The sequence below is a fragment of the Bacillota bacterium genome (genome assembly GCA_009711825.1).
In the GTDB taxonomy this organism is placed as follows: domain Bacteria; phylum Bacillota; class Proteinivoracia; order UBA4975; family VEMY01; genus VEMY01.
Genome location: VEMY01000056.1, coordinates 1 through 9,003, shown reverse-complemented (window position 1 = coordinate 9,003; position 9,003 = coordinate 1). Strand labels below are relative to the sequence as shown.

The following is a 9,003-nucleotide window of genomic DNA, read 5'->3' as shown; positions in this document are numbered from 1 at the left end:
TGTCGAGTTTCCTAGTCCAAAACAGTAAATATTGTAGTCACAACACGTTTTTAGGCTCATGACGGGTTAGCCCCTGTGTCATGGGCTTTTTTAGGCCTTTGCTGTGTCTACCACTGTACAATGCCAGTTGGGGCGTTTTCCATCAAATTCACCATAGAAAATTTGTTCCCAGGTTCCTAAATCCAGGCGTCCTTCTGTAATGGCAACGACAACTTCCCGGCCCATAATCGTCCTTTTCAGATGGGCATCAGCGTTGTCCTCATAAGTATTGTGGCGATAGTTGGTATAGGGCTTCTCAGGTGCTAGTTTTTCCAGCCAGACTTCGAAATCATGGTGAAGACCGCTTTCATCATCATTAATGAAGACGCTGGCGGTAATATGCATTGAATTACAGAGTAAAAGACCTTCCCTGATACCACTTTCGGCTACGGCAGCTTCGATTTCAGGGGTAATATTCTTCAATGCCCGTCGGGATTTGATTGTAAAAACTAACTCTTTGCGATATGTCTTCACGCTCGTACCTCCTTTTGGGCTATTTTAACAAGCTACAATAAAAAACAGAAGCCCGGGGTCAATGGAGTTTGCCCGGGTGAATGGTGTAAATAGCCCGTGATGTTTCGATTCTTAGCAAGTCGTTTTTTGCCTCAACATTTAACTCCCCGTCCAAGGCAATTTCGAAGGCCTCTTGGGGTAACAGTTCTTTGCCCTTTTTGCTGTAAATTGTGCCATGACCATGGAGTATTAACTCCTGAATCGAGACATAATCGTCAGCGTCAGCTTTGTCTAGAGCACGGACCGATACCGATTCTAAGGCAATATCGGCTTCATCGCTGTCTATAACCTGGCCTGTTCCCAGTATTAGTTCCCGCTTTCTGATTTTGAGAACCTCGCCTTGATAGTCCCGCAGCCACTCCGTTACCGTATTAATCTCACTAATTGTTCTCGCTCCTCACAATCTGTGTATTTTTTTTGCTATACTATAGATGTACGTATAGAGGGAGGGATTGAACTAAACTTGCTTTTAATCCCGAATTGTTTAATATAGTGTAGTGTATGTAAATCAACTAGGCCGCATACACATGTAGGATTGAGTTTGCCGTAGGGGGGATAGTTTGCAATCAGTTAACGTAGCTTTTTTTCTGATTCCCAAAAAAGACGTAGCTTATCTGCCGCTAAAATGTACAATGCGCCAAGCCCTGGAGAAGATGGAATATCATCGTTATACGGCTGTACCACTTATCGATGAGCAAAAGCGCTATGCCGGGACATTGACCGAGGGTGATCTGCTGTGGAAATTCAAAAACACTCCCGGCTTAGATTTCCGGGGAACTGAGAAAATATTGCTTTCGGAAGTGCCCCGCCGGGTGGACAATCAGCCGGTGCGGATTTATGCCAATATCGGCGATTTGCTCTCCTTGGCCATAGACCAAAACTTTGTGCCGGTTACCGATGATCAAGAGGTATTTATCGGTATTGTTCGGCGCCGGGAAATAATTGAATATCTGACCAAATCACGCGCATAACAATTAAAGTCCTTTCGATCGAAAGGACTTTAATTGTTACATAAACAGGAGTAAACTCAGTGCCATCAACGCCATCCCGGCCACCAAACCCAGCACCGAGAGATGGTGCTCCCCATATTTTCTTGCTGCGGGCAGGAGTTGGTCAAAGGAAATATAGACCATAATCCCGGCTACTGAAGCAAAAACAATTCCATAGATTGTGTCGCTCAAAATCGGCGCCAGTAATACATACCCCACCAATGCGCCAACCGGTTCCGCCAATCCGGATAGAGAGGCCCAGACAAAGGCTTTTTTCCGGCTGCCGGTGGCATAGAAGATTGGCACTGCAACTGCTATTCCTTCAGGAATGTTATGGATTGCAACCGCTATTGCTATGCTGACGCCAAGCACCGGATCGCGCAGGGTGGAGAAGAAAGTTATAAACCCTTCGGGGAAATTGTGAATCCCCACTGCCAGGGCTGTAAACATCCCCATCCGCAACAACGAATAATTGTATTTGTTTACACCTGTTGTGCCGGATTCCTTTGCTTGTTGGACGGTCTGCCCCGCGTCCGGACTTTCTTCGAATGAGGGGATGAATTTGTCGATTATCGCAATAAACGCCATGCCGGCAAAGAAAGCGATAACGGTTACCCAGCTGCCGTTTACTTCGCCCATGGATTCGATTAGGATTTCTTCAGCCTTCACCATTATTTCCATCAGGGAAACATAGATCATTACACCTGCCGAAAACCCCAAGGCGATTGCGAGAAATCGGGTGTTGGTTCGTTTGGCGTAAAAGGCGATTGCGCCGCCTACGCTGGTGGCCAGCCCGGCAAATAAGGTCAATAGCGCCGCCAGCAGTACATCGCTCATACACTTGCCTCCTTTAAGGACATTTGCCGTTCAGCATATGTGGAGGACAAGCTATGCGCAACATATTACCCGTCTTGGCTAGGCATATGTCTATAAGCCGCGGGGGAAAATTACTATCCAGTAAAACAGAACTAATACCAACAGGGTAATGTACCAAACTTGATACCGATTGAGATTGCCGCTATGCAGCGATTTTACCCAGGATTGCAGACAAATCAGGCCAGCAAAAAATAGTGAAAATAATGTATCAACATCGTAAAGCTAGCGCTCCGATTCCAAAGCACATAAAGGCAACTGGCAGCCGAGGTCCAATTCCTCTAAGTTTCTCCAGGCTTGTGCTTCCCGTTTGCTGTTCCAAGACACCGACGGCCAAAAACAGAGTGCCCTTGACGACCCCATGGTTCAGTAAATGATAGATTCCGGCTACGAGGCTGTCAATGGTACCTAAACTGAAGGCCATAATTATAAAACCAAGTTGCGTAATCGTTGAATATGCCAGAATTCGCTTTAAATCCTGTTGGCCCATGGCCAAGAAGGCGCCGATAAGTGCTGTGCTTGCGCCAAAATATAGCAGCAGTTTGTCGATATTTAGGGCACTAAGTAGCTCCCATCCATAAACACTGTACGCTATCCGAAAAAAGACATATAAAAGAACCTTCATGAACCCGGCGGAAATAAGAGCGCTAATAGGGGTAGGAGCAAAGGCGTGGGCATCGGCCAACCAGGCATTTACTGGGATTAAAGCTACTTTGGCGCCGAAACCAAAGATATACAGGATAATTGTTATCACCTGGATACGCAAGGGAAGTTCCGGAATTAGCCCGGCGAGATGTGTAATGCTCAAGCTCCCAGCGGCGGCGTAGAGGATCGCAGTCGAAAGAATGATGAAGCTGGTTCCAATGGTGCCTACCAGCATATACTTAAACACAATTTCCAACGCTTCATCTGTTTGTGACCAAGCAATTAGCGCATATATCGCCACGGAGGATATTTCGATAAATACAATTGTATTGAATAAGTCGCCGGTAAAAATCAGGCCATTGACACTTGCCCAGAGTAAAAAAAACAAAGTGTAATAATAGCGTGCAGCCCCGCGGCGAATAAAGCTGAATGAATAAATCAAAATCAGACTAAACAGCAGAGAGAGCAGAGAGACCATAGCGCAGAGGCGGGTTCCAATGTGAGAATAATTCCCAGGGCAAAGACCAACCACCGACCGGATAGACAATTGTGGTGTCCAGGGCCAGGAACAGCCCCCAGATACTGAGCAAGGCGGTGAGAGCTGTGCCCAGCAGCGCCAGCACCAGGTAGCGCCTGCGGATGACAACCGATATCAGTGGGATTGCAAAGGCTGTAACCAATGGAATCAAGATTAGTAGTACGGGTAATTCTTTCAACCCCTCAACCTCCGTAGAACCCGGATGTCCAGAGTCCGGTAACGCCTGATACCAGAGCCCATATGCCACGGTAATCACCACACTTATCGCCGCCAAGACCACCCCACCCTGAAACGCGCCACCTGGCGACAAATGGCCCGCCAAGATTAGATAGCAGCCAAAGATAAAAATTATCGGGGAGAAAATTGCCATCCCGGATTTGACGATCTCAGACATTCCATGCTGAAAGAAAAAAGCCCGGCGGCTGTCAAAAAGCATTTTGAATGCTGCAGCAGCGGTAAATATAACAGTTGCTTCGCCTAAGGTATCGAACGCGGTAATCAAAAAGTACAGCGTTCACCAAATTTACTGCGCCGGTATCTGCCACACCCCAGGTAACATAATGCCAGGCCGTCGGCCGCAACTCATTGGGTGAGGGAAGCTCGATCAGGGCCAGGAATATGGCTGTAAGCAACCCGGTTAGCAGCACTAGACACCAGACTTTCCTCAATCTGCCCGCTCCCGGGTGCGGCTGACGGCCACGATAAAGAGGGCGGTTGTCAGACCAAGACCGATAACCGCTTCCGCCATGGCTACATCCGGCGCTTGTAATAACAAAAACACCACCACCATCGCCAAATTAAAAAGCGAGAAGCAGACCAGCGCATTGAGCAGATTGGTGTAGAGAATGGAAAATAACGCAGTCAAAATCATAAAGCCGAGAAACAAGTAGTAGACGTAGGTCATGAATCCTTCCCCCGATATTCATCAATATATAAGCCTTCCGGTCCCTCGGCATTTTTATAGGCTGCCCGGGCCAAAGCATGAGAGGCGACCGGGTTGGAAAGGGCAAGAAAAACCGCCAGCAAAATAATTTTCCCTGAGACAACAGCCTCAAGAAACATCACGCCAAACAGAACAGATAAGGCTCCGGCCGTCAGACATTTAGAACCAAGATGCAATTTTATAAATAATTCCTCAAACCGAGCCATGCCGATTGCTGTGGCAAGAGTAAAGAATATTCCTAGAACTAGCAGCAGATAGCCGGGAATACTCCAGTTCATTTCAGGATGTCCCCCTTTTCCAGATACTTGGCAAAGATCAACATGTCCAGAAACAAAAGCACTCCATATACCAAGGCGACATCATAGAGATAAGGCTGCTGAAAATAGCTGCCGCAGAGCACGATGATTAGCGCAAACATGACGCCAATGGCGTCGGCAGCAATTAAGCGATCGTAAATTGTCCTGCCTACAATCACCCGATATAAACAGACGAGAGAGGAGAAGAGGAGGACAAAGATTACAGCGAGAATCATCGTTGAAAAATCCGCTTGGCCCATAGTTCCATATCACCAATGCTTGCCTCTTTATCTTTATATAGTTCTTTGTTTGTTGTGGTCACATCTACCCAATGTATATAGAGCAGACGCTGCTTGGGGTCCAAGTCTAGGGCAAGCGTGCCGGGTGTGAGGGTAACCATAATAGCAAGCATTGTCATCGCAGTGGGCGTTGACACTTCTAAGGGGAGGGCGACAATTGCCGGTTTCAGTTTGGGACGAGGCTGAAAAACCTGCAGGGCGAGGCGGAAACTGGCAGAAAAGATTTCGACAATAAATAAAGGCAGATAGAGCAGACCAGTAAAGATATGGTTCAGTATCCGGGGAGATATGTAGCGATGTACCGCTTCGGAAAAAAAGATATTCACCAATGCTGCCAGCAACAGACCTATGGCGATATTGGTCAGCGACAAAGTATCCACCAAAGTGAGCCAGATGGACAACAGAATTAAGGTGCTTCCCACTACGCGTCTAATTAGCATGCCAGCCCTCCAGTCCGTCATTTTCCAATGTTTAGCTTACCCGGCCGAACCGACAATCATGCCAAATTAAAAACGCCCGCAACAGCGGGCGCGTTAACAACTACATATACTCCACAGTGCCTCCGGCTTGTTGAATAGCGCTCAGAATATCCTGGGCGCTGCCGCCAAGCAGAGGAATCCGCACAATTAAGCATATCCCGGAAGGGGAACTGACCTCAATCAAGTTTGCCAGGTTAATTACTGCACCAGCGGGGATAAATACTCGGATCAGGGTCCCTGGCTGTTGGGGACATGGATGGGAGGGGGGCGGATAATGGCCTTGGTTAGTCACTGACATACCTCCTGCTTTTTGATGGTACAGCATATTCGGGCGTGCATTTGCGCGGACTGGGCAAAAAGAGCAGGGATAGCACAAAAGACCCGTAAGGGCCTTTTGTTTATTCAAACTCAACACTACCGCCGGCTTGTTTAACGGCATTTATCAATTGCTCTGTCAAGGCTCCACCCAGGGTTGGAATCCGGACCAAGAGGCAAATTCCTGTTGGTGCGCTAATCTCCAACAAGTTTGCCAAATTTATATCGGCACCGGCAGGAATTGAAATGCGCAACACTGTTCCCGGTTCTTGCGGACATGCATCCGGCTCCGGTTTTGGTGGATTGGGTGGTTTCGGCGGTTCCGGCGGCCAGGGCCATGGTGGCTGCTTACCGTAATAAGTCACTCTGTACCCTCCTAGACGATATTAGTACAGCATATTCCCTAGGCCACAGACCGGGACCGGGCGAAATTCACGAAGCGTTATTTGCCTAAGTAAAAGCTGATTTTATTGAATCGCTGGATGCCTAGAATGGATGGGTTCCAGGTGGCAAAAGCAATTATTAACAAGGGATATTCTGATCTGGCGCCAATCATGATGCTCTCATCCAATAAGAATCATGTCTTGCTAAAAGAAGAAATTATCGATAAAGTTCGGCTACCCTCGTATGTGGGTAGCCTTATCCCTTACCCACCGCTTGGAAACGCATTAGAGAGGATTCTGAGCGGTCAAATTTAGAGAGATTTATGGCGTGTTGTGGTGTAGTTGGGCACGAAATGGGCAACAAATTAAAAAACATAAGAAAGAAATAAAAAAACAGGGCTTATATAGCCCTGATATGCTTGAGTTTATTTGGCAGGGGAGACAGGACTCGAACCTGCAACCAACGGTTTTGGAGACCGCCACTCTACCAATTGAGCCACTCCCCTGCGACAAGCTTTATTATAAAACAGATGCTGATGTTTGTCAATGACCACAAAGCTGAGAAAACTTTGGTCTTTTGGGTTGGACAAGCTATCGAGATAAACAAAAAAAGAGGGAGGAAGCAACTTTTAAAGTTTTTTGCTATAATTAACAAAACCAAGCTGAAAATTTTAGCTAGTTAACATAATATATATTATCGGAAGTTGTTTTTTGGGAAAAATGGCGGTTTTAAACTCCGCCATGTTGGTCATAGTCAATATAATAATTATGCTCGGTGTAAGCATCGCTAAAGTTTTGCTTATGGTGTTGATCATTCACAGTTGGCTCTGGCGGTAATTCTGAATGTCCGTAGTAATAATTGTATTGACGCCAGGCCTCAAACCAATCTTCAGTTTTTGGATAGTCAATCGGAAATCTGTCCGGCATTCAACTCACCCCCAAGCATATTCTTTGCGTTAGCAAAGGTGAATATGCACAAAGTTTACGGGAGTTCTAAAACCTGACCAGGCCTAATATGGCTTGTCCCGAGATCGTTGTGACTACGAATTAAATCAATATATCGCCGAATTTCGGTGCGACCACGGTATTCACTGGCAATTTCCCATAATGTATCCCCGGATTGAACTGTATAAGTCAGATAATCAGTGCTATTATTTGATGACTGAGCCAAGACCGTTGTCAGGGACAGGATCAGGAAAACACATGTAACCAATAAACAGAGATTACGTAGGCGTCTGCGCAAGCGGCGTCTTTGTCTTTTAGTCATCTAATCACCCCGGAACATTTGTTTGTGTTTATTATGCCAGAATGTATGTTCTGTGTCAAGGATTTTCGAACTTACGTTTGCCTTGCTCCAAAATTTCTGTTATACTGAGTGAAAGAATCTTCATTGGGAGGCTATGCTAATGAAATCCCTCACCCCACGCCAACAACGCATTTATGATTTCATTAAATCCGAAGTTTTGAAAAAGGGTTACCCCCCTTCTGTTCGGGAGATCGGCGAAGCTGTGGGGCTCCGCTCCTCCTCAACAGTTCATGCCCATTTGGAAAAGTTAGAGGCCAAAGGCTACATACGCCGTGATGCCACCAAGCCTCGGGCGATTGAGATCACCGACCCTGACTTCAATCAACCCACTGCCACTACTATGGTCGCCCTACCGCTGGTGGGTCGGGTAACCGCCGGTGAGCCGATTCTTGCCCAAGAGAATGTAGATGAATATGTCGACGTTCCTGCAGGTTTTATCAAGCAGGGTTCTGCGCAATTTGTTCTGAAAGTTCAGGGCGACAGTATGATGAATGCAGGAATTCTTGACGGCGATATGGTAGTTGTCCGCCAGCAAAACACTGCTGATAATGGAGAAATTATTGTGGCTTTATTGGAGGATGAAGCCACCGTCAAACGTTTGTTTATCGAAAGGGATCACTACCGTTTGCAACCGGAAAATCCCGCCTATGAGCCCATCCTCACTGACAGCCTAACTGTCCTTGGCAAAGTTACGGCTGTATTTCGGGTAATGGACTAAATTTTGGAGGCATTTGCCTCCTTTTTGTTTTTCTATATTCTTTTTAAGTTCCGGGCAAAGCGTTTGCGTATTGCCTCCTTTACCAACATATTTTTCTGTTCCACTATCAAGGCAATTTTACCCGATTGCCAGTTAGAATATAGTGGCCCGACTTCACCGATTTCGCGTACATTATTCAACATATATTCAATTAACTGATTGCCAATTTTACGGGACCGAATCTCCGGTGTACAATGTATGGACGATGCCACTTTGCTGTTGAGAACAAAATCCTGTTGTTCCACTTCAATATACAGATGCCCGTTTTCGTCAATTAATTTATATAGCATATAACGCGAGCGGTAAGGATTGTCTTTATCTTGGCGGAACCGCTTCTTTTTTTCGGTAATCACCACAGTATTCACCTTTCAACCTCCTCCAAACACTTCTTACCAAATTATATTGTCTAAATAAAAAAACCTTGCCTGCAGACAAGGTTTTTTCAATAATCAATCGCAGTTTAGATTGTTTTTGCTGAACCATATAGCCCAAAAGTTGACTGTATTGCCTGTCCAACAACTGCTAGGTATAATGACCTTATCTTATGAAAGGAAAGGACGCCCCGTTAGCGTGCTACCCATTACAGCAGCACCAGGGCGTCCCAACTCAAAAACCATGGTCATTATAT

The 9,003-nt window shown here is 46.2% G+C and carries 17 protein-coding genes and 1 tRNA gene; 3 read left to right on the top strand and 15 right to left on the bottom strand.

Annotation, left to right across the window (positions count from 1 at the left end; all coding sequences use genetic code 11):
- Positions 1–90 precede the first annotated feature (90 nt).
- Positions 91–513, bottom strand: a complete 423-nt coding sequence (locus tag FH749_14240; GenBank protein ID MTI96610.1) for a YjbQ family protein — start codon at positions 511–513, stop codon at positions 91–93.
- Between the two features lie 671 nt (positions 514–1,184).
- On the opposite strand from FH749_14240, the gene FH749_14235 reads away from it, so the two are divergent.
- Entirely contained in the window at positions 1,185–1,523 is a 339-nt protein-coding gene (locus FH749_14235) for a CBS domain-containing protein (GenBank protein MTI96609.1), read from the top strand.
- Positions 1,524–1,559: 36 nt separating this feature from the next.
- On the opposite strand, the gene zupT is transcribed toward FH749_14235, so the two are convergent.
- The 10 genes from zupT to FH749_14185 all read right to left on the bottom strand — a co-directional run bounded on the left by zupT (position 1,560) and on the right by FH749_14185 (position 6,294).
- Positions 1,560–2,378, bottom strand: a complete 819-nt coding sequence (zupT, locus tag FH749_14230) for a zinc transporter ZupT (GenBank protein ID MTI96608.1) — start codon at positions 2,376–2,378, stop codon at positions 1,560–1,562.
- Between the two features lie 247 nt (positions 2,379–2,625).
- Positions 2,626–3,537 (bottom strand): hypothetical protein, encoded by a 912-nt coding sequence (locus FH749_14225; protein ID MTI96607.1) that lies wholly within the window; start codon positions 3,535–3,537, stop codon positions 2,626–2,628.
- On the bottom strand, positions 3,509–4,033 hold the full coding sequence (locus FH749_14220; GenBank protein MTI96606.1) for a hypothetical protein: 525 nt from the start codon (positions 4,031–4,033) through the stop codon (positions 3,509–3,511). Before FH749_14220 ends, FH749_14225 begins: the two co-directional genes overlap by 29 nt.
- Entirely contained in the window at positions 4,023–4,265 is a 243-nt protein-coding gene (locus tag FH749_14215) for a hypothetical protein (protein MTI96605.1), read from the bottom strand. The genes FH749_14220 and FH749_14215 overlap by 11 nt, the downstream gene beginning before the upstream one ends.
- On the bottom strand, positions 4,262–4,501 hold the full coding sequence (locus FH749_14210; GenBank protein MTI96604.1) for a DUF4040 domain-containing protein: 240 nt from the start codon (positions 4,499–4,501) through the stop codon (positions 4,262–4,264). The genes FH749_14215 and FH749_14210 overlap by 4 nt, the downstream gene beginning before the upstream one ends.
- Positions 4,498–4,818, bottom strand: coding sequence for a cation:proton antiporter (locus FH749_14205; protein ID MTI96603.1), 321 nt, complete (start codon positions 4,816–4,818; stop codon positions 4,498–4,500). Before FH749_14205 ends, FH749_14210 begins: the two co-directional genes overlap by 4 nt.
- Positions 4,815–5,072 (bottom strand): cation:proton antiporter, encoded by a 258-nt coding sequence (locus tag FH749_14200; GenBank protein MTI96602.1) that lies wholly within the window; start codon positions 5,070–5,072, stop codon positions 4,815–4,817. Before FH749_14200 ends, FH749_14205 begins: the two co-directional genes overlap by 4 nt.
- The gene (locus FH749_14195) at positions 5,069–5,596 is read right to left on the bottom strand and encodes a hypothetical protein (GenBank protein ID MTI96601.1); all 528 of its coding nucleotides are present in this window, start codon (positions 5,594–5,596) and stop codon (positions 5,069–5,071) included. The genes FH749_14200 and FH749_14195 overlap by 4 nt, the downstream gene beginning before the upstream one ends.
- Before the next feature lie 79 nt (positions 5,597–5,675).
- Positions 5,676–5,912: a hypothetical protein gene (locus FH749_14190; protein ID MTI96600.1), complete on the bottom strand. Its 237-nt coding sequence runs from the start codon at positions 5,910–5,912 to the stop codon at positions 5,676–5,678.
- A gap of 100 nt (positions 5,913–6,012) precedes the next feature.
- Positions 6,013–6,294 carry a hypothetical protein gene (locus FH749_14185; protein MTI96599.1) on the bottom strand — a complete coding sequence of 94 codons (282 nt, stop codon included), beginning with the start codon at positions 6,292–6,294 and terminating at the stop codon, positions 6,013–6,015.
- Positions 6,295–6,411: 117 nt separating this feature from the next.
- Between FH749_14185 and FH749_14180 the strand changes: the two genes are divergently transcribed.
- Positions 6,412–6,627, top strand: a complete 216-nt coding sequence (locus FH749_14180) for a hypothetical protein (GenBank protein MTI96598.1) — start codon at positions 6,412–6,414, stop codon at positions 6,625–6,627.
- Between the two features lie 115 nt (positions 6,628–6,742).
- On the opposite strand, the gene FH749_14175 is transcribed toward FH749_14180, so the two are convergent.
- The 3 genes from FH749_14175 to FH749_14165 all read right to left on the bottom strand — a co-directional run bounded on the left by FH749_14175 (position 6,743) and on the right by FH749_14165 (position 7,579).
- Positions 6,743–6,818: transfer RNA gene (locus FH749_14175), tRNA-Trp, on the bottom strand.
- Between the two features lie 223 nt (positions 6,819–7,041).
- Positions 7,042–7,239, bottom strand: coding sequence for a hypothetical protein (locus FH749_14170; GenBank protein MTI96597.1), 198 nt, complete (start codon positions 7,237–7,239; stop codon positions 7,042–7,044).
- Positions 7,240–7,294: 55 nt separating this feature from the next.
- Entirely contained in the window at positions 7,295–7,579 is a 285-nt protein-coding gene (locus tag FH749_14165; GenBank protein MTI96596.1) for a LysM peptidoglycan-binding domain-containing protein, read from the bottom strand.
- Between the two features lie 139 nt (positions 7,580–7,718).
- Between FH749_14165 and lexA the strand changes: the two genes are divergently transcribed.
- Positions 7,719–8,336 carry a transcriptional repressor LexA gene (lexA, locus tag FH749_14160; protein MTI96595.1) on the top strand — a complete coding sequence of 206 codons (618 nt, stop codon included), beginning with the start codon at positions 7,719–7,721 and terminating at the stop codon, positions 8,334–8,336.
- 32 nt (positions 8,337–8,368) lie between these two features.
- Here the strand turns inward: lexA and FH749_14155 are convergent, their stop codons facing one another.
- On the bottom strand, positions 8,369–8,740 hold the full coding sequence (locus tag FH749_14155) for a hypothetical protein (protein MTI96594.1): 372 nt from the start codon (positions 8,738–8,740) through the stop codon (positions 8,369–8,371).
- Positions 8,741–9,003: the final 263 nt, after the last annotated feature.

Excerpts from the sequence above, each read along its gene's own strand:
- FH749_14190 (MTI96600.1), bottom strand. The coding sequence starts at position 5,912 with ATGTCAGTGACTAACCAAGGCCATTATCCGCCCCCCTCCCATCCATGT.
- FH749_14220 (MTI96606.1), bottom strand. The coding sequence starts at position 4,033 with ATGCTTTTTGACAGCCGCCGGGCTTTTTTCTTTCAGCATGGAATGTCT.
- FH749_14225 (MTI96607.1), bottom strand. The coding sequence starts at position 3,537 with ATGGTCTCTCTGCTCTCTCTGCTGTTTAGTCTGATTTTGATTTATTCA.
- FH749_14235 (MTI96609.1), top strand. The coding sequence starts at position 1,185 with ATGCGCCAAGCCCTGGAGAAGATGGAATATCATCGTTATACGGCTGTA.
- zupT (MTI96608.1), bottom strand. The coding sequence starts at position 2,378 with ATGAGCGATGTACTGCTGGCGGCGCTATTGACCTTATTTGCCGGGCTG.
- FH749_14165 (MTI96596.1), bottom strand. The coding sequence starts at position 7,579 with ATGACTAAAAGACAAAGACGCCGCTTGCGCAGACGCCTACGTAATCTC.
- FH749_14170 (MTI96597.1), bottom strand. The coding sequence starts at position 7,239 with ATGCCGGACAGATTTCCGATTGACTATCCAAAAACTGAAGATTGGTTT.
- lexA (MTI96595.1), top strand. The coding sequence starts at position 7,719 with ATGAAATCCCTCACCCCACGCCAACAACGCATTTATGATTTCATTAAA.
- FH749_14205 (MTI96603.1), bottom strand. The coding sequence starts at position 4,818 with ATGAACTGGAGTATTCCCGGCTATCTGCTGCTAGTTCTAGGAATATTC.
- FH749_14200 (MTI96602.1), bottom strand. The coding sequence starts at position 5,072 with ATGATTCTCGCTGTAATCTTTGTCCTCCTCTTCTCCTCTCTCGTCTGT.
- FH749_14180 (MTI96598.1), top strand. The coding sequence starts at position 6,412 with ATGCCTAGAATGGATGGGTTCCAGGTGGCAAAAGCAATTATTAACAAG.
- FH749_14210 (MTI96604.1), bottom strand. The coding sequence starts at position 4,501 with ATGACCTACGTCTACTACTTGTTTCTCGGCTTTATGATTTTGACTGCG.
- FH749_14195 (MTI96601.1), bottom strand. The coding sequence starts at position 5,596 with ATGACGGACTGGAGGGCTGGCATGCTAATTAGACGCGTAGTGGGAAGC.